The organism is uncultured Enterococcus sp. (genome assembly GCF_913775425.1).
Taxonomy (GTDB): Bacteria; Bacillota; Bacilli; order Lactobacillales; family Enterococcaceae; genus Enterococcus_G.
In genome coordinates this window covers 1-19,045 of the sequence record NZ_CAJYIS010000065.1, presented here as the reverse complement: position 1 = coordinate 19,045, position 19,045 = coordinate 1, and the positions used below count along the sequence as shown (strand labels likewise).

Genomic DNA, 19,045 nt, shown 5'->3' with positions numbered 1-19,045 from the left:
ACCGTTTGGCGCAGTGCATCGACTTGCGCATTGAATTCATCGATTTTTTGGATCCATTTTGGTTTTCGCAAAATTTGCTTAGCTAATTTCGTGTTCCATGCTTGAATTGTTTGACTAAATGTCAAAAGCAGTAAGAGTGCTACAATACTTAACGTCACGATACAACCTAATAAAACGAACCAAAAAGCTTTTGACTGTGTTTTATATAATGTAGCCCCAAAAAGTAGCAAAGAAAAAACAGCATAAACCACTAATGTCAATTTATATAGCATTAGCCGAAACATCGCCAATCCAACACTTTCCGAATACGAAATCTTTTTTTTATGGTAAAAAGCGACTTCTGAGATGAAGGTTCCAGCCCCAAACGTTACGACACGGTAAAAGGCGACATACAAACTAGTAAATATCCCGTCCACCACAGAAAAATGAGGTCGGCGAATGATCTGCTTGATCAATACGCCTTCAATCAGTTGATACGCCAGACCTAGAACAATCAATCCAATGACTAGCGCTAACTTTGTATGTAGTAATTCTTCAACGATCGAGGCAAAAGATTGCCGCACTAAGTAGACCAAGATAGCTAAGATCAAACATAAAAATACACTATTTAGAATTAATTTGATCGTTGTTTTTTTCATAAATACTCCTTTTTCAACCAGTAGATACATAAAATCACAAGAACACCGATACTATAACAAATCAAAAAACGAGGTTTGCGTGTTTTGTGATGAAAAAGAGTTCGCCCACAAAGGCCACCTAGTCCGCCTCCTAATAACCCAATGATCAGTAAGGTACGTTCTGAAATACGATAACGATGGTGTTTAGCTTGTCGTTTGTCATATCCCATTAAGAAAAAGAGCCAACCATTCATCACCAGAACATATAAGCTGATCATACGGTTTGATCTGATGCCACTAAAACACGCATCCCTTGTTTCACTACTTTGATGGTCACCGGCAGATCATCAGTTGGATCACCATCTGTTCGAGTTCGAACCTGGTTTTTTTGCGATGTAATCGTTACCTGATCGGTCGAAAAATAATCGATTTCTTGAATTTCTGCTAATTTACCAGCAATCACTTTAGGTAAAATACGTATCGTTTGCCATAAATTGATTCGTTTTAAAATCGTAATGTGCATCTGGCCGTCATCAGGAGCTGCTGATTCATCAAAATGGACATAGCCACCAGCAGAATTGGTCATGGTGATCGTGACTAACGAAGATTTTCCTGCCCAACGTTTTGTTGGCGTTTCGATGGTTAGTGGATAACGCTTCTTTTTGCGTAATAGTCTGAAAAACCGTTTCATAAATGCAAGTGGACCATACGCCTGTTTTTCTTTTTGACTAACACGAGCTGCTGTATCTGCTAGTAAACCGATCGTAAGTGTAGAGATGATGACCTCTTTGTCATTGATCACACCATAATCGACACCTTTAGGCCTGCCATGAGCGATAATAGGAAAGACTTCTTGTGGTTTTAGCGGCAGATTTAATGAGCGAGCAAAATTGTTGACCGTCCCACCTGGAATGATTCCGACCGTATATTGTTCCATTTGTGAACGAAACGTATTGACCAAATGATGGAGTGTCCCATCGCCTCCGATAAATACAAGCCGTGTGACATCATGTTTGGTTGCAAATGCACGTAACTCTTTTGGATTCGTGTCCGCGTTAGATACATGGGTCCATACGTTCCACTCAGGTTGTTCTTTTTGTAAATAGTTGGTTAATGATGTAGCAATGTTTTGTCCTTCGTTATTTCCTGAAGAATCGTTATAAATAATTAAGACAGTTTCCATAATAAAGCCTTCCTTTTACGGTTCATTTAGAAAAAAAGAAGAAACCATCTGACTAGTTTCTTCTTTTTCCTTCATTCTACGTTATTTTGCATTATTTTCAACAATTTTGATGATAACATCCGTGGCTTTTTCCATGCTCTCAACAGCAACAAATTCAAACCGTCCATGCATATTTTCACCACCAGCAAAGATATTTGGTGTCGGAATCCCTAAATAAGAAATTTTCGATCCATCTGTTCCCCCGCGTACAGGTTCGATAATGGGTTCAATCCCTAATTCGATCATCGCTTCTTTTGCTAAGGTCACAATCGACATGTCTTTTTCGATAATTTCTTTCATATTGTAATACTGATCAAATACATTGACCAATACACGTTCTTGATCAAAGCGTTGATTTAACTTATCTTTAATGGTCATCATCATCGCTTTACGCTCTTCAAAACGTGTCCGATCATGATCACGAATGATATAGCTCAAACTTGCTTCTTCAGTCGTACCATCAAAAGCCATTAAATGATAAAATCCTTGTTCACCATCTGTTTTTTCTGGCACTTCATCTTTAGGTAATTCATTATGATAATCGATCCCTAATTGAAGTGCATTGATCATTGTATCTTTTGCAGTTCCAGGATGGACATTTTTACCTAAGATCGTAATGTCCGCTTGAGCGGCATTGAATGTCTCGTATTGCAACTCACCTACTGGTCCACCGTCCATCGTGTAGGCAAAATCGACAGCAAATGCATCTACGTCAAATTTATCTGCTCCAACACCAATTTCTTCGTCTGGACCAAATGCTACTTTTACTTCACCGTGCTCAATTTCTGGATGTGAAAGTAAGTATTCCATCGCAGTCATGATTTCAGCGATGCCTGATTTATCATCTGATCCTAATAAAGTCGAGCCATCTGTCGTAATTAGTGTTTGACCTTTATAATGTGCTAGATTTGGAAAGTCCTTCACGTTTAATGTATATTTTCCTTCTGCATCTAACGAAATTGTTGATTGACCATCATAGTTCTCGACAAATTGCGGATTCACATCGACGGCATTGAAGTCAGCTGTATCCATATGTGCAATAAAGCCAATCGAACGGACTTCTTTCGTAGTGTTTTTAGGTAACGTCGCCATCACGAATCCATTGCTTTCGTTATAGACGACATCAGACATACCGATCGTTTCTAACTCTTTTTTTAATTCTTTTGCAAATGCAATTTGTGTGGGTGTAGAGGGTGTCGTGTCACTAGTTGCATCTGATCGTGTTTCTGTTTTCACATAACGAATAAATCGTGGAACTAAATTTTCATACATAATACTAAACGCCTACCTTTTAACTGATTTATTTAAAATAAAATGGATTGGTATTCACTGTAGAGGCTACCACATCTACGGCAAAACCGTCTACTTGACTCCACTCTATCATTTTCTGAACAAATGTCAAAATACATCGCTCTTCAATGTGATGTCCTGGGTCGATTGCTGCTAATCCGAGTGCTTGTAAATCATGCGCTGTATGGTAATACAGATCGCCTGTAATATAGACATCTGCTTGTTTTTCTAAAGCATTTGGATACAAACTACCTCCACTACCTCCGCAAATCGCCACAGTACGAATCATTTGATTATTTGCCGGAACAACACGTAAGCCATCTAAATGGAACGCTTGTTTTACGTCTGCTGCAAACGCATCTAATGATTTAGGTGTCGTGAGAGTCCCCACACGACCAATCCCAAATGTTTGTGTTTGCGGGCTTTTTTCACTAGTCGCGAGTATTCCTTGGCGATCACACCATTGTTGAATGACTGCTACTTGTTTTTCTAACACAGCAAATTTCAGTGGTTTTGTATCAAGGATCTCAATTCCGCCGGCTAAGTCTTTAAACCGCATCGTCAATTGCGTAGCGAATCGTTCGGGAGCGTCTATGATCGTGAATATAGCCATAGGCAGTATATGGGTCGCTTTGAGATACGTCGTTTCTTGAATAGATAAATCTTCACAAAACCAATCGTTTAGTCCATCGTGGATAATATCCATATTGGTGTGTGCTGTATAAACGGCGATATCATGTTGGATCAAATCGATATACATCTTCGTTTGTGGATCTTCTGTCGTAAGCGTATGAACTGGTCTAAAAATCGGTGGATGTTTTGCAATCACTAAATCGATTTTTTTTGCGATCGCTTCTGCTACCACTTCAGGACGCACATCAAGTGTCATCATGACTCTTTTGACTTCTTTATCTAAGGTGCCGATTTGCAGGCCTACAGGATCTTTTTCTTCTGCAAGCCATTGTGGGCAATATTCTTCAAAACGGCTCATAAACGTGCTGCCTAAGACCATGTTGCCAACTCCTCCATGATCCAATCCAATTCTTGCTTGGTTTGGTCATATTTTTCTTGGTTTAACGTTGCTGCTTGTTGCAACTGAGTCAATACATATTCTCTTTGTTTCGCTTCTCGTGACCACTTTTCAACAAGTGTCGGTGTGTGCTGTTGTCGTAAGATAGGCCCAAATAATAGATCTTGCGGCGTATAGACGACTGCTGTATCACTTGGTTCAGCTACAATAATTTCATAGATTTTTTGGTTTTCCGTTAAAATGGTTTCGTCAACAATCTTATAACGATGCGCGACCAACCATTCGCGTAATGTTTTTTCACCGATATTGGGTTGTAAAATCAACCGTTCGCGATGTGCTAAACGTTTTTTTTGATTCCCATTTTCTAAAATCGAGCGAATCAACGATCCTCCCATTCCAGCAATGGTGATTGTGTCGATTTTGTCTGCCAACGTGATGGCTTCTAGTCCATCTGCTAAACGTACATCGATGACATGTTGCAAATGTTGCTTTTCTACTTGACGTTTTGCCGATTGATACGGCCCTTTAACGACTTCACCTGCGATGGCATATGAAAGTACACCTTTTAGCATTAAGGCTACTGGTAGATATGCATGATCAGAACCAATATCGGCTAAGCGTGCATCTTTTGGCACAAATCGTCCAACTTGTTCCAATCGTTTTGATAACAGTTGTTCATTCACTACTCGTTCACTCCTATTTTCCTACTGTTCGCCTAGACGACGATTGGGTCCAGTGACCTCGATTTCTTTTACTAAATACCGAATCCGTTCCATGATGCGTTTTGACTTTAATGGTTCGACATCTCCACGTTGGGAAACGGTCAGATGGGCTTCTAATTCTTCAACTGAGAAATTGGAAGAAAAGAATGTTGGCAACTGTTCTTGCATGCGATGTTGTAAAATAATTCCAAACACTTCATCGCGAATCCAGCTACTCATCGAGTCTGCTCCGATATCGTCGATCATCAAAATAGGCGTACGTTTGATCGCATCCAATTTTTCTCCGACTTGATCCTTTGCGATCGCTTGTTTCATATCTGATGCAAAGGTTGGAAAATGGACTAAGGTCGTTTGTTTTCCTGCTTCTGCTAGTTCACGGGCAATCGCACCTAGTAGATACGTTTTTCCAACGCCAAATGGACCAACTAAATACAATCCTTTATGAAAAGCTTTGGGATCTGCTTGATAAGACTCGATAAAGTCAACAGCCGCAAGCCAAGCCTGACTACGCCCTGATGAACGCTCATAGTGCTCGATCGATGCCTCTTGGATATCTTTTGGCATATGTAACGTACGCATTCTAGCTTTGACTTCTTGTTGGTGTTCTTTTTCCAATAAGGCACTTGTCGGGACGTACGTGACGTCGATAAAGTGAAAGTTCATGGTGAGCGTTGGCTCATAACCGGGTGCGATCATGGATGGATCATTGTTTAAAAATTTTTGTTTTTCTTGGACGAATTCATATAGCTTAGCAAAACTTTTTTGAATGTCTTGTTGCGTTAATTCAGTTTTATGTTTTGCTAAGAACGCTTGTACTTCTTCGTTTTTTAATACGTCTTCCATCATCTCTTGATAACGAGCACGATAATTTTTTTGATCCATTTTTTGTTGCATACTTTTGCCTAAATCTTCCATTATTGTTCACCTTCTTTACGTTTAAGATATGCTTGCAACCGTGCTTCAAGTGCTTCTTGTTGTGCTTGCTCTTGCGATGTTTTTGCTGGTTGTTCAAAACCTTCTTTTGGATTTTGTTCGTTTTGTTTTTCTTGTTCTGCTAACCACTTTGGCAACACTTCTTGTTTCACCGGCTTGCCATAGCGTGATGGCTGTTTTGCTCGAGCTTCTTGCGCTTGTTTGTGTTCTTTGTCCAATGCTCGGACCAATTGGACAGCCTCTTCAGGACGCGTGACTTCTTTTTCTGACCATTCCGCCGCTAATTTTTCGACCGTCTTTTGTGGCAGCGTACTATTATTTTTTACGACTAACACATAATGCAATAAAATATTGATCACGCTACTATTCAACCGACTACGTTCGACCAATTCACGGACTAGCCATTCTTCTAATTTTGAAATATAACTTTTCTTTTCCCGTTTGATCGCCGTAAAATAATCATATGGCGGATATTTTTCACTTTCTTGAATCACTAAGATATCCGTTTCAGAAAAACCCGATTGCCGTAATGTATTTAAGCGTTTTTGTTCATCTAAGGACGTTGTGTCAGTTGATTTTCTTACTTTTTGGGACTGGGCATTGCGTGTTTGAATCAATTTTTTTAACGCTTTGATATCGACCATGCCATCGCTTAACGAAACCACTTGTGTCATTAACTCAACCAATTCTAGCTCATCATACCCGTATAATTGATGCAAAAGTGCTAACTGCTGTTTGAATTCATCCGTAAAATTTTCTTTTGCAATTTGTTTTTTATGTGCATGAAAAGTCATAAACCCAATATCTAAGGTTTGTTCTACGATCACATCTTTAGTATTTGGAGAAAATTGAGTCGAAATGGCTTCAAACGTCTCCATCTTTTGACCAAAACGAGTCAAATCGAATCGGTATACATCCGCAAATTTTTGAGTAACTTCTGTAAAGCCTTCCCAATGGATTTTTTTGGGAGTATATCGCGTCAACAATTCTTGAAAACGACGTTCACCGATCACACTTTCTAATAAAAAACTATAGGTGGTATCTGAAAAAAAGCGCTCTGGTGTTAGTGGCAAATGCAATTCATAGCCATAGATTACACCGAACGCTTCTGTTTCTTTTTGAAAAACAGCTAATAATCCTAGGCCTTCTAATTTTTTGCGTGCTTCAATTAGTTTTGTCAGCCCAATTGGAAGTAATTGCAATAACTCAAGATGAGTATGTTCTTTACTTGCTTGACCATCGCCGAGCAAAATAAAGTAAAGTGCAGCCGCCTCTGCACCAATGATTGGTTGATAAAGTGTCGACAATGCCTCACGCTCAGCAGAGGTCAAGACTCTTGCATAGCGGACTTGATACAATGTATTTGGGGCAATAGTTGCCATAATCTTACTCCTATTCCTTACGACTGATGATTGGCTTTATCGACAATATCTTGTAGTTCTTTTAAAAACACCGACATGTCTTTAAACTGACGATATACACTTGCAAAACGAATATAAGAAATTTCATCAAGTTTCACTAAATCTTCCATTACAAATTCACCGATTTGCGTGGTTGATACTTCTTTTTCTCCAAGTTCGCGAACACGAGACTCGACGTGACTCACGATCGCCTCCATTTGTTCCATCGCAACAGGACGCTTTTCAGCAGAACGAATCAATCCTCGTAAAATTTTTTCTCGATTGAATTCTTCTCGGTCACCATTTTTTTTGATGACAAGTAACGGTGTTTCTTCAATTCGCTCGAATGTCGTAAAACGAAATCCGCAATGTTCACATTCGCGACGTCGACGGATCGCCCGACCGTCATCTGCTTGTCGGCTATCGACAACTTTAGAATTTTGATGGTGGCATTTTGGACAATGCATACCGTTCACCTCACTTTCATTTGCTTACGAATCTTAAATAGTGGCTTTATTATAACATGAAACCATTTCGCTCTCCCACTATTCAAAATAAAAAACTCTAGATTTACTAGAGTTTTCATAGCGTTTTATCATCAAATTGTTGCAAGTTTGCTAAAATCTGATCCAATTGTCGATGTGTATCATAAATAGAGCCTTCGTTATCAACAAGAATATCAGCTTTTTCAATCTTTTTACTTAGTGGCCATTGACTTTCAATCCGTGCTAATGCTTCAGCTTGGCTATAGCCATTGCGTTTCATCAACCGTGTTAATTGAGTAGCAGGAGACACACTTACGACTAAGACTTTGGTCATATACTGTTCATAATGGTGTTCATAAAGTAACGGAATATCCACCAGTACTAAAGGGACACGTTGTTTTTTGTACTGATCAATGGCGGCTAAGATCGCCTTACGAATAATCGGACCTAAAATCTGATTCATTTGTTCACGTTTAGTCTGGTCTGCAAACACCAAAGAACCAAGATGAGCACGGTCTAGCTTTCCCTCTTTTGTTAAGATGGTTGGACCAAAAGCAGTTACAAGTTGCGTTAAGCCTACTTGTCCTTTTTCGACTACTTTTCGCGCGATCACATCGCCATCAATGACCGGTATCCCTTGTTGGTTTAAATACGTGACGACCGTTGTTTTACCACAAGCAATCCCTCCAGTAATTCCTAGCACGATCGTCATACGCGTACGCCCTTTTTTATCTGACAATGCGGACAAAGGTGTGTGCCGCGTTGTGCTACTTTTGTTTTGATGATCGCTGTGCCACAACGCACACAAGGTGTTCCTTGTTGGCCATATACATAAAGCGATGTTTGAAACGAACCTGCTTCACCAAGAGCATTTTGATACGTTCTAATAGTCGTTCCACCCGCTTCAACAGCTTCTTGTAACACAGCGATAATCGCTTCATGTAAAGCGGTGCTTTCTGTTGTATTTAATAAAGATCCTGGTGTTTCTGGATGAATCTTTGCTCGCCACAACGCTTCATCCACATAAATATTTCCTAGTCCTGTAACGATCGTTTGATCAAGTAGTGCAGGTTTGATCGCTTTATTCACTCGTTTCAAACGAATCTGAAACGCATCTAAAGAAAAATCAGGTAAAATCGGTTCTGGACCTAATTTCTTAATGCCTTTATACATCGCTGCTGTTCCTTTTTTAATCAATGCCATTCGTCCAAATTTACGCACATCTTGATAATGGAGCTGACTTTTATCGGTAAAGGTAAACGTCACATGTGTGTGCTTGCCTTTAGGTGTGATGTTAGGAAAGTAATCATATTTTCCTTCCATTCGTAAATGAGAGACCATTTCAACTGTATCCAATACAAAGATGAGGTATTTTCCTCGGCGATGAACGGTTTGAATCGTTTGACCGACTAAATCGCTTTGAAACTGTTGAACTTCAGGCTGCTCGATGATCTTAGGCCAATAGACATCCACGGCTTCGATCGTTTTATTTGTAACGAGTTGAATCAGTCCTTTGCGAACCGTTTCGACTTCTGGTAATTCAGGCATAATATCTCCTCACTTTGCGTCATACCATGTCGTTCCCCAACTACTGTCACTGACTAATGGGACAGCTAGAGAAACAGCATGATTCATTACGTCTTTGACCAATACATCAAGACGTTCAACTTCTTCTTTTGGTACTTCAAATACAAGTTCATCATGCACTTGTAGTAACATCGTTGCTTGTAATTGTTCTTCTTTTAAGCGTTTTGAAAGATCGATCATGGCGATTTTTAGAATATCTGCTGCGCTTCCTTGAATCGGTGTATTGATCGCCGTACGTTCCGCGAATGAACGAATATTATAATTTTTTGAATTTAGATCCGGTAAATATCGGCGGCGATGGTACAACGTTTCGACAAATCCTTGTTGCTTGGCTTGTTTTACGATCTCTTCCATATAGGTTTTCACGCCTGGATAACGTTCAAAGTACGTATCGATATATTGCTGTGCAGCTTTTCTTGTGATCCCTAGATTTTGAGACAGACCGTAATCTGAGATACCATAGACGATTCCAAAATTCACCGCTTTTGCATCCCGACGCATATTACTTGTCACTTCTGCCTCACTCACGCCAAATACGCGCATCGCTGTACTCGTATGGATATCTTGTTTATCAATAAACGCTTGTTGCAAATGCTCATCATGTGACATATCAGCTAATACTCTTAACTCGATTTGTGAATAATCTGAAGAATAAATGACCCAATCCGATTCTCTAGGAACAAACGCTTGACGGATTTTCCGTCCTTCTTCTAAACGAATCGGAATGTTTTGTAGATTCGGATCGACTGAACTTAAGCGACCAGTTTGTGTCAGTGTTTGAATATAGCGCGTATGCACTTTGCCATCAGCTTGAATCATCCGCAGCAATCCTTCGACATACGTCGACTGAATCTTCGCGATTTGACGGTACACTAGGATATCTTCAACGATTGGCGCTTGTTCGCGTAACTGCTCTAAGACATCTACAGCTGTGGAATAGCCCGTTTTCGTTTTTTTGATTACAGGTAACCCCATTTTTTCAAACAAAATGACACCTAATTGTTTTGGCGAATTTAAGTTAAATCGTTCACCTGCTTGTTCAAAGATATGTTCTTCGATCGCATGCAATCGTTCCGCAAATTCGGTACGCATCGCCACTAAACGAGAAGCATCCACGTGAATTCCGGTCATTTCCATCTCCGCCAGTATAAAGGCTAATGGTAATTCGATCGTTTTAAATAGCTCCAATTGATTTTTTTCATGAAGTTCTGTCAGTAAACTTTCTTTTAAATAATTAATCGTTTGCACTTTGCGCGCCAAGTGAGTATAGAATGCTTCTTCATCTGCAGGTAGCCCTTTTTTCGCACCTTTTCCATAGACACGCTCATCCGTTTCCACTTGATGATAACCATAATGTGCCGCAATCGTCGCTATATCATTTGATGAATCGTTTGTATCAAGTAAATAGGCGGCAAGTAAAAGGTCAAATTCGATTCCTTTTACAGTTTGCCCATAGCGATTGAGTGCTACTGTCGTCTTTTTCGCATCAAATACATATTTTCTACAAGACTCATCTTGTAACCAGTTGGTAAAATGTGGATTTTCTAGATTCTCGATTTGATCGGTGACATAGGTTTTATTGCCATTGCTCCATGAAAGTCCGACAATATCACTAGTATGATAATTCTCTTCTAGCATTTCAACATATAAAGAGCCTTCATCTCCAAACATCTCACTTGTGACTTCCGTGACATACTGAAACTGGATCTCTTCCATTTTTTTGATATCATCTGGTACGGCTAATTTTTCTAAAAAGGATTGAAAGTTCATCTCTTGATAAAATGCGATCAGTGCATCGAAATTTTTCCCCGTATAGATCAAGTCTTCGATCGTAAGCGCAACGGGTGCTTGGGTTTCAATCGTAGCCAATCGTTTCGACAAAAGTGCTTGTTCTTTATCTGCAATCAAATTTTCTTTCATCTTACTTTTTTTCAATTCATCGATATGGTCATAGATTCCTTCAACACTACCAAACTGATTCAAGAGTTTGATGGCCGTTTTTTCGCCTACTTTTGTGACACCAGGGATGTTATCAGACGCATCTCCAGCTAATCCTTTCATATCGATGATTTGATTTGGCGTCAATCCATTGTATTTTTCAGCGATAAACGCAGGCGTGTACTGTTCGATCTCACTAACACCTTTAACTGTGATATCGACTGTGATATGTTCACTAGCCAATTGCGTTAAATCACGATCCCCAGTTAAAATCACAACATCAAATTGTTGTGGATCGACTGTTTTGGCTAATGTACCGATGATATCGTCGGCTTCGTAGTTTGGTAATTCATAATGTTTGACTCCTAAAGCGGTTATCAATTCACGCAAATACGGCATTTGCTCTTTAAATTCACTCGGGGTTTTTGCTCGTCCCCCTTTATAGTCATCATACCATTCATTACGAAACGTTGTTTTCCCTGCATCAAATGCGACTAAAACGTGTGTAGGTTGTTCTTTATCCATTACATTCATAAACATATTATGAAAAGCATAGAGCGCATTGGTGTGTAATCCACTACTGTTTTTAAAACGTTCTAGTGATTGATGTAAAGCAAAAAATGCGCGAAATGCTACGCTATTGCCATCCACTAGTAATAATTTATTTTTCGTCATGTGCTCTCTCCTTCAAGTCTTCTATCTGCATTATTTTAGCAAAAAAACGGCACAATTGCGATGAATTCGCTACAAAAAAAAGAAGCGCGTACGCTTCTTTTTTAATCTCTTGAGAAAATTTGCAATAAAGATAAAAATAAATTGATAAAATCCAAGTAAAGTTGTAATGCCATAAAGGCCGCTAATCCTGTTAGATTTTGTCCATTTGCTGCATAGTACAATTTACGGATTTGTTGATTGTCATACGCTGTTAATCCCATAAAGATCACTACCGTCACATAAGATAAGAAATATGTGATCGCACTACTTCCAACAAATAGATTGATAAGTGTCGCAATAATGACACCGATCAATAAACCGATCCCGATTTGGCCAACCTTACTCAAATCCCGTTTTGTCATGATCCCATATGCGGACATCGCAAAAAAAGTAGCTGCCGCTGTAACAAAGGCGATGGTTACATTAGAAGTGGTAAACATCATCAACGTGACAGATAAAGTAATTCCATTTAATAGAGAATACACGATAAATCCTGCTAACGTCAAGGAAGGATTTTTAGCAGCTTTAGCACTCATTACCACTACTAAAACTAATTCGATCAACCAGATCCCTGTAATACCTAGAGGGAAATTACGAACGAATTGAAGCATTTGTTCTTGAAAAACATTAATCGACAGATAAGCTGCGATTGCACTGATACTTAGACCCATTGCGAAAAAGCCATAGACTTTTCCATAAAAGCGATTTAGACCAGTTGTTGTTTCTGTATACGTATTATTCATGTAAATCCTCGCTTTCTTGTAGTTGAATCGGTGGTTGAACGATCACGACAGCATCCAATACTCGATCTTTTTCAGTATTGATCGCTTCAACAGAAATCGTCACCACATCTTTCATTTTATCTACTTTGATGACTTCAAAATCAAAAGTTAAGGTTTCGTAATGGTACACAGGTTCAATAAAATTGACCGAAAAGTTGACAACATGCGACCCTGCTCCAGGTAAATGTTTTGACACAGCACTCGTAATGATCCCCATTAACATGATCGAGGGCACGATTGGACGTTCATATGCTGTTTTTTGCGCATAGTCATGTTGGATATATAAAGGATTGGCATCATTGGTTAATCCTAAATACAACAATAATTGATTGTCTTCAATGGATTCCGTTAAAGATAACGAATCACCTTCTTCTATCTCATCAATTGTCTTTCCAATTTTTCTCGGTTTACCTATATTCAAAATATACTCCTCCAACTTCTATTTTTCTTAATTTTATCAAAACCCACAAAAAGTGCAAGTTCGATTGCTTATAAACAAGAAAAAACAAAGATTTTGTCTAATTTAGACAAAATCTTTGTTTGGTTACAAGACGTTTCGTGTTGTTTTACTTAATAGTTCTTCATAGGCATGTTCAAATTTTTGAACATCGCCTGCTCCCATAAAAATAACTACAGCATGTTCGTAATTTAATAATGGGGAGACATTGTCTTCGGTGATTACTTGACCACCTTTACTAATTTTATTCCCTAGATCTTCAATTTTCACTTCACCTTTGGTCTCGCGAGCGGATCCAAAGATATCACATAGATAGACATGATCAGCAAGATCTAAAGCTTCAGCAAATTCATCCATCAAAGCAATCGTACGTGTAAACGTGTGCGGTTGGAAAACGGCAATAATCTCTTTATCTGGATATTTTTGGCGAGCACCATCGATCGTCGCAATAATTTCTGCTGGATGATGTGCATAGTCGTCGACAATCGTCATGTCTGCTACTTTCTTTTCGGTAAAGCGACGTTTCACACCAGCAAAACTTAACAGCTCAGCAGCAACCTTTTCCATATCTAACCCTTCAAGATAAGCTGTTCCGATTACACCTAATGCATTATTGATATTATGTTCACCAAATGCTGGTACAACGAAGTGCCCGATGTTTTCGCCTTTAAAGTACACATCAAAAGCTGACCCTGTTGTCGTTCGTTTGATGTCTTTTGCTTGAAAATCATCATCGTCATTTAACCCGTAGAAGTAAATAGGCACATCAGCATCTAATTTACGTAAGTATGCATCGTCACCATAAGCTAAAATCGCTTTTTTGACTTGATGAGCCATAGTTTGGAATGCTGAAAATACATCATCGATACTGGTATAGTAATCAGGATGGTCAAAGTCGATATTCGTCATGATCGCATAGTCAGGTGAGTATGCCAAAAAGTGACGACGGTATTCACATGCTTCAAACGCAAAAAATTCTGCATCCGGTTGGCCATGACCTGAACCGTCCCCAATAAGATAGCTCGTTGGCTTGATCCCAGTAAAAATATGGGCCAACATTCCTGTTGTACTAGTTTTTCCATGAGCTCCAGTGACTGCAATACTCGTAAAGTTTTGGATAAACTGACCAATGAAATCATGATAACGAATGATTTCCACACCTAATTCATGTGCACGAACCAATTCTTCGTGTGTATCTGGGAATGCATTTCCTGCAATCACTGTCATTTGTTCATTGATATTGTCTTTATTAAACACCATTAATGGAATATTTGCTTTTTCTAGATCACGTTGTGTGAAAAAATAAGTGGCTACGTCAGAACCTTGTACATTATAGCCTTTTTCATGTAGGACTAAAGCTAAAGAGCTCATTCCAGAACCCTTGATGCCTACAAAATGATACAATTTCTCTTGCTCTTTCATGGTTCAATTCCTCTTTTCTACCTATCATTCAGTTGATTCCGTAACTTTTCGAACCGTTGCCTATTATCTTACAAACTACCTAAAATAGCAATTGATTTTTCCTTTTCTTAGGAGTTTATCGCTTTTTTGGATCAATCATTGTTAAGCTAACGCGTTGTCGATCCAAATCGAGTTCATCAACCCAAACCGTCACAATATCGCCCACAGATACTAATTCACCGGCATTTTTTACAAATTTTGTACTCATTTTCGAAACATGGACCAATCCATCTTGTTTTAATCCAATGTCTACGAAAGCACCAAAGTCAACCACATTGCGAATCGTTCCAATCAACTGCATTCCAACAGTGACATCTTTGATCGATAATACATCTTGACGCAAAATGGGTTTTGGCATTTCTTCACGAATATCTGCTCTTGGATGTAATAATTGCGTATATACATCATGGATGAATACAGCCGAGATTGTTGGATCTTCTTTTTTGTAGGTTGCATACACATCTTGTTCAGACACGCTAGTATGAATTTTTCCAACTGCTAAGTCCGTTTTGTTCAATTGTAATACTCCCAATAGTTTCTCCGCTAAGGCATAACTTTCGGGATGGATCGCTGTTTGATCAAGAGGTTCACTTCCATCAAAAATACGTAAAAACCCAATCGCTTGTTCAAAGGCTTTTGGGCCTAATCTTGGTACTTTTTTTAATTGCATCCGTGTTTGAAATGGACCATTTTCCAAACGATACGCTACGATATTTTCGGCTGTTGTTTTTGTTAGACCTGCAATATGGACTAATAATTCAGCACTTGCAGTATTGACATCGACTCCGACTTGATTGACAACTGTTTCAACAATAAATGCTAATTCTGATTTCAATTTCGTTTGAGAAACATCATGTTGATATTGACCAACACCAACAGATTGCGGATCGATTTTCACTAATTCTGCCAACGGATCTTGCAACCGTCTTGCGATACTGATCGCACTTCGTTTTTCAACGGTTAAATCAGGAAATTCTTTTCGCGCGACATCACTGGCAGAATAAATCGAAGCACCAGCTTCACTCACGATGGTGAAGTAAACTGGACGGGTTAGCTTTTGAACTTGATTGGCCACAAATTGTTCGGACTCACGACTTGCTGTTCCATTGCCAATTGCAATCATCGTCACATGATAACGCTCGATCAAATCAAGGAATCGTGCTTCACTTTCTTGTCGTTGGTTCACACTAGCAGGCGGATGAGGGTATATGACATCGATATGTTTCACAGCTCCGGTGGCATCGATGATCGCAAGTTTACACCCTGTGCGATATGCTGGATCTAATCCAAGAATAGTTTGATTTTTTAATGGAGATTGCAATAATAAGTTGCGTAAATTATTTCCAAATACTTGGATTGCTTGAAGTTCTGCTTTTTCTGTTAGTTCATGACGAATCTCACGTTCGATTGATGGGAAAATCATACTTTTATATGCTTGATCTATACTTTTATAAAGGACTTCTTGCGCAATCGTTGCCGTTGGACAGCAATTGCGATATAAAAATGCTTTGATTTTAGCTTCGTCGACCTTAATGGTCACTTTTAAGATCCCTGCTTTTTCACCACGATTGATCGCTAGTGTTCGATGTGGTACGATATCGGTTATTTTCTCGGAAAAATCATAGTACATTTGATACACTTTTTCAGGATCTTCTGCTTGTTTTTTTAATGTTGTGTGTATATTTCCAAACCGTTTAAGATAATCTTTGATCCATTTTTTTAGATGAATTTTTTCGTTAATCGATTCTGCGATAATAGCTTGAGCACCTTCTAGGGCATCAGTAGCTGTTGGTACCGTTTTTGTACAAAATGTTTGGGCTTTTTGTTGAAGATCTCCTGTTTTGGGAAAACTTTGGATCCAATCAGCCAATGGTTGCAACCCATTTTCTTTTGCGATCGTAGCTTTTGTTCGTCGTTTTTGTTTATAAGGCTGGTATAACTCTTCTAGTACATTTAATTGTGTTGCTTCTTCGATTGCTTTAGTTAACGCTGGTGTTGCTTTCTCAAGTTCTGTTAATCGGTGAAGGATCTCTAGCTTGCGTTTTGCTAATGCATTGACGTAACTCGCGGTATCTGAAATCTCTTTTAATGCTACTTCATCTAATGCATTGGTTTGTTCCTTACGATAACGCGCAATAAAAGGAATCGTATTGCCTTCGTCTAATAAACGCAAGACAGTCTCGATTTGTTCTTTGCGATACTGTGGTAATTGATGGTGGATTGTCGTACTTAGTGTTGCCATAATGTCCCTACTTTCTCAGCGCTCACCTGTCCAGATGTCTGTATAATTTTTATATGAAATATCTTGTATTAATTTTGTAGCATCAAAGATCACCCCATGCAATGCCCCGCCATAAGTCGCGCCGCTATCGATGCCGATTTTTTGATCTGATTGCCACAACTCAAGGGATTGATTGTCATCAGCTAAAACTTGTGTGATAGTATGACCAAAAATGATCGTTTTCCCCGTTTGATTTGGAGAATGATGAAAGGCTTCACGAATCCACAAATAATCATGATGCGATGTTTCTTGCCAATGTGTTAGCGCCAAATTCACACCTGCATGAACACATAAGTACTTGTGCCATTCGTAATAATAAGGCAAGTTTTTTAAAAAACGAATCAACTCTTTTTCTTTAGAGCGAATCATTAGCGCCATTTCGGTCGGTGAATATTCTAAAGTGGCACCTTTGTGTAACAATCCTTCGATCGTTGCTTGACCTCCATTTACTAAATAACGGTCAAAGATGGTTTCAGGATCGTTTAAAAAACGTAATAAATAATCTTCATGATTGCCTTTCAAATAGATTGCTTGCGTACTTTCTACTAATTCTTTTGCTAAACGCATACAAGCAACACTTTCTGGTCCACGATCGATTAAATCTCCAATAAAGACTAATTGATGGTATTTTGGATCATAATCTTTTAACAATTTTTCCAACAAACGTAACTGCCCATGCACATCTCCAATGACAAATAGATATGGTTTCATGTAAAGTCCCTCCTATTCAACTTATCGCCTTACGAAAAAAGAGATATCCAAAAATGGCTATCTCTTTTTTCGATTTATTTAATTATAACGTTAATTGTTGGCCAACAACGATTAAATTTCCAGAAATATTATTTTTAGCAATCAAATCATCTAATGAAATATTATATTTTTGCGCGATAGACCACAAGCTATCCCCTTCTACTACTGTGTACGTCCCTAAGCTTGCTGAATTGGTTGTTTGGGTAGTTTCTGCTTGAGTAGTTTCTGCTTGAGTAGTTTCGGTTTGAGTTGTCGGTGTACTTGCTACATACGTACTTCCTGTATCAAACTGTGTGAGTTGATAGTTTTGGATCAACCAATTCAATTTTTGACCGTACGTAGGATCAGTTGCATAACGCCCAGTCAGTGCAGCAGTAGCTTCATAATAGCTTGGTGCGTTACTTTTAAATGCACCCGCATAACGTGGTTGCCCAGACATAGCACCTTGAGAAATCAACACGTTCGCATGATCTACTAAAGATTCATAATAAGAATTGTATTGTCTAAATGGCTCACTCATGGTTACCCATTGTCCATTTAAATATTCTTGTGTAGATAGCCAAACTGATGGACCACCGTGATACTCTTTTACCCCAAATAGATTATAATACGGTGCACTTGAAAGCGTAGAACTTCCATTTCCACTTTCTAGCAATGCTTGCGCGATCATGACTGAAGCATATAGATCATATTGATCTGCAATTTGCGAAGCAGATGGGCCAATTTGATTGATTAATTGTTGTGCTTGGCTATAACCGACTTCATCCGCGTTGACTTGTTGCGATACATTAATCAATGTAGGGGCCACGATCATAGCAGCTCCTGCTAATGGAATTGCCACGTGTAATGGACGACGTGGTGTCGACTGTTTTTCATGTCGTTGACTTCTTGTTTTCTGCGTCATAAATTCCTCCTAAATTTCCCAGTAACCTTACCATATTATACGATTATCTTCACATAAAAATCAAATTGTTCATAGAAGGAACACGCCTTGATCGATAAAAGATTTTAAAAAAACTCTGTTTGGCCGCGTCAGACCAACAGAGTTTTTTTAAAATACACTAAATTAAAATTTGATGACTATAATGTTTCAAATGTTTCAACAACGTTTGAAACGGTAAAGCCAAATTCTTCAAGGATTTTTGTTCCTGGAGCTGAAGCCCCAAAATGATCGATCGCGATCACTTTTCCATGACAATTTGTATAACGGTCCCAACCAAATGGTGATGCCGCTTCGATTGCCACACGATTTTTCACTTGTTTTGGCAAGACACTTTGTTTGTATTCAGCAGATTGTTGTTCAAAAAGATCCATACTTGGCATCGACACTACAGAAACATCAATTCCTTTTTCTTTCAAAGCTTGTTGTGCTTCAT

General features: G+C 38.9%; 18 protein-coding genes and 1 pseudogene. All 19 read right to left on the bottom strand.

Annotated elements, in window-relative coordinates:
* Positions 1 to 638, bottom strand: a pseudogene (locus QZ413_RS07605) (hypothetical protein); the annotation flags it as partial.
* Positions 635 to 895: a DUF1294 domain-containing protein gene (locus QZ413_RS07600; RefSeq protein ID WP_297078896.1), complete on the bottom strand. Its 261-nt coding sequence runs from the start codon at positions 893 to 895 to the stop codon at positions 635 to 637. The gene QZ413_RS07600 and the pseudogene QZ413_RS07605, both read right to left, overlap by 4 nt.
* Complete coding sequence (locus tag QZ413_RS07595; RefSeq protein ID WP_297078893.1) at positions 892 to 1,800, bottom strand: diacylglycerol kinase family protein; 909 nt, start codon at positions 1,798 to 1,800, stop codon at positions 892 to 894. Before QZ413_RS07595 ends, QZ413_RS07600 begins: the two co-directional genes overlap by 4 nt.
* 81 nt (positions 1,801 to 1,881) lie before the next feature.
* Positions 1,882 to 3,111 (bottom strand): peptidase T, encoded by a 1,230-nt coding sequence (gene pepT, locus QZ413_RS07590; protein ID WP_297078891.1) that lies wholly within the window; start codon positions 3,109 to 3,111, stop codon positions 1,882 to 1,884.
* A 28-nt stretch (positions 3,112 to 3,139) separates the two neighbouring features.
* Positions 3,140 to 4,141: a Nif3-like dinuclear metal center hexameric protein gene (locus QZ413_RS07585; RefSeq protein WP_297078889.1), complete on the bottom strand. Its 1,002-nt coding sequence runs from the start codon at positions 4,139 to 4,141 to the stop codon at positions 3,140 to 3,142.
* Complete coding sequence (locus QZ413_RS07580) at positions 4,132 to 4,842, bottom strand: tRNA (adenine(22)-N(1))-methyltransferase TrmK (protein ID WP_297078886.1); 711 nt, start codon at positions 4,840 to 4,842, stop codon at positions 4,132 to 4,134. The genes QZ413_RS07585 and QZ413_RS07580 overlap by 10 nt, the downstream gene beginning before the upstream one ends.
* A gap of 21 nt (positions 4,843 to 4,863) precedes the next feature.
* A complete protein-coding gene (dnaI, locus tag QZ413_RS07575) occupies positions 4,864 to 5,796 on the bottom strand; it encodes a primosomal protein DnaI (protein ID WP_297078885.1) in 933 nt (310 codons plus the stop codon).
* A complete protein-coding gene (locus QZ413_RS07570; RefSeq protein ID WP_297078883.1) occupies positions 5,796 to 7,196 on the bottom strand; it encodes a replication initiation and membrane attachment family protein in 1,401 nt (466 codons plus the stop codon). The genes dnaI and QZ413_RS07570 overlap by 1 nt, the downstream gene beginning before the upstream one ends.
* A gap of 17 nt (positions 7,197 to 7,213) precedes the next feature.
* Positions 7,214 to 7,681, bottom strand: coding sequence for a transcriptional regulator NrdR (nrdR, locus tag QZ413_RS07565; protein ID WP_297078881.1), 468 nt, complete (start codon positions 7,679 to 7,681; stop codon positions 7,214 to 7,216).
* A gap of 115 nt (positions 7,682 to 7,796) precedes the next feature.
* Complete coding sequence (coaE, locus tag QZ413_RS07560; protein WP_297078879.1) at positions 7,797 to 8,411, bottom strand: dephospho-CoA kinase; 615 nt, start codon at positions 8,409 to 8,411, stop codon at positions 7,797 to 7,799.
* Positions 8,408 to 9,247, bottom strand: coding sequence for a DNA-formamidopyrimidine glycosylase (gene mutM, locus QZ413_RS07555; RefSeq protein ID WP_297078877.1), 840 nt, complete (start codon positions 9,245 to 9,247; stop codon positions 8,408 to 8,410). The genes coaE and mutM overlap by 4 nt, the downstream gene beginning before the upstream one ends.
* Before the next feature lie 9 nt (positions 9,248 to 9,256).
* The gene (gene polA, locus QZ413_RS07550; protein ID WP_297078875.1) at positions 9,257 to 11,899 is read right to left on the bottom strand and encodes a DNA polymerase I; all 2,643 of its coding nucleotides are present in this window, start codon (positions 11,897 to 11,899) and stop codon (positions 9,257 to 9,259) included.
* Positions 11,900 to 12,000: 101 nt separating this feature from the next.
* Positions 12,001 to 12,681 (bottom strand): Bax inhibitor-1/YccA family protein, encoded by a 681-nt coding sequence (locus QZ413_RS07545; RefSeq protein ID WP_297078873.1) that lies wholly within the window; start codon positions 12,679 to 12,681, stop codon positions 12,001 to 12,003.
* Positions 12,674 to 13,141, bottom strand: a complete 468-nt coding sequence (locus tag QZ413_RS07540) for a MaoC/PaaZ C-terminal domain-containing protein (RefSeq protein WP_297078872.1) — start codon at positions 13,139 to 13,141, stop codon at positions 12,674 to 12,676. The genes QZ413_RS07545 and QZ413_RS07540 overlap by 8 nt, the downstream gene beginning before the upstream one ends.
* A gap of 123 nt (positions 13,142 to 13,264) precedes the next feature.
* A complete protein-coding gene (gene murC / locus QZ413_RS07535; RefSeq protein WP_297078871.1) occupies positions 13,265 to 14,599 on the bottom strand; it encodes a UDP-N-acetylmuramate--L-alanine ligase in 1,335 nt (444 codons plus the stop codon).
* Positions 14,600 to 14,714: 115 nt separating this feature from the next.
* Positions 14,715 to 16,880 (bottom strand): Tex family protein, encoded by a 2,166-nt coding sequence (locus QZ413_RS07530; RefSeq protein ID WP_297078870.1) that lies wholly within the window; start codon positions 16,878 to 16,880, stop codon positions 14,715 to 14,717.
* Between the two features lie 15 nt (positions 16,881 to 16,895).
* Positions 16,896 to 17,630 carry a metallophosphoesterase family protein gene (locus QZ413_RS07525; protein WP_297078868.1) on the bottom strand — a complete coding sequence of 245 codons (735 nt, stop codon included), beginning with the start codon at positions 17,628 to 17,630 and terminating at the stop codon, positions 16,896 to 16,898.
* Positions 17,631 to 17,712: 82 nt separating this feature from the next.
* Positions 17,713 to 18,573: a glucosaminidase domain-containing protein gene (locus QZ413_RS07520; protein WP_297078867.1), complete on the bottom strand. Its 861-nt coding sequence runs from the start codon at positions 18,571 to 18,573 to the stop codon at positions 17,713 to 17,715.
* A 176-nt stretch (positions 18,574 to 18,749) separates the two neighbouring features.
* Positions 18,750 to 19,045: transketolase-like TK C-terminal-containing protein (locus tag QZ413_RS07515; RefSeq protein WP_367117304.1), on the bottom strand; the 296-nt coding region annotated here is incomplete at its 5' end.

Coding starts and splice junctions, on each gene's coding strand:
- QZ413_RS07595 (WP_297078893.1), bottom strand. CDS start 1,800: ATGGAAACTGTCTTAATTATTTATAACGATTCTTCAGGAAATAACGAA.
- QZ413_RS07530 (WP_297078870.1), bottom strand. CDS start 16,880: ATGGCAACACTAAGTACGACAATCCACCATCAATTACCACAGTATCGC.
- mutM (WP_297078877.1), bottom strand. CDS start 9,247: ATGCCTGAATTACCAGAAGTCGAAACGGTTCGCAAAGGACTGATTCAA.
- coaE (WP_297078879.1), bottom strand. CDS start 8,411: ATGACGATCGTGCTAGGAATTACTGGAGGGATTGCTTGTGGTAAAACA.
- murC (WP_297078871.1), bottom strand. CDS start 14,599: ATGAAAGAGCAAGAGAAATTGTATCATTTTGTAGGCATCAAGGGTTCT.
- QZ413_RS07520 (WP_297078867.1), bottom strand. CDS start 18,573: ATGACGCAGAAAACAAGAAGTCAACGACATGAAAAACAGTCGACACCA.
- QZ413_RS07600 (WP_297078896.1), bottom strand. CDS start 895: ATGATCAGCTTATATGTTCTGGTGATGAATGGTTGGCTCTTTTTCTTA.
- QZ413_RS07570 (WP_297078883.1), bottom strand. CDS start 7,196: ATGGCAACTATTGCCCCAAATACATTGTATCAAGTCCGCTATGCAAGA.
- QZ413_RS07545 (WP_297078873.1), bottom strand. CDS start 12,681: ATGAATAATACGTATACAGAAACAACAACTGGTCTAAATCGCTTTTAT.
- nrdR (WP_297078881.1), bottom strand. CDS start 7,681: ATGCATTGTCCAAAATGCCACCATCAAAATTCTAAAGTTGTCGATAGC.
- QZ413_RS07585 (WP_297078889.1), bottom strand. CDS start 4,141: ATGGTCTTAGGCAGCACGTTTATGAGCCGTTTTGAAGAATATTGCCCA.
- polA (WP_297078875.1), bottom strand. CDS start 11,899: ATGACGAAAAATAAATTATTACTAGTGGATGGCAATAGCGTAGCATTT.
- pepT (WP_297078891.1), bottom strand. CDS start 3,111: ATGTATGAAAATTTAGTTCCACGATTTATTCGTTATGTGAAAACAGAA.
- QZ413_RS07525 (WP_297078868.1), bottom strand. CDS start 17,630: ATGAAACCATATCTATTTGTCATTGGAGATGTGCATGGGCAGTTACGT.
- dnaI (WP_297078885.1), bottom strand. CDS start 5,796: ATGGAAGATTTAGGCAAAAGTATGCAACAAAAAATGGATCAAAAAAAT.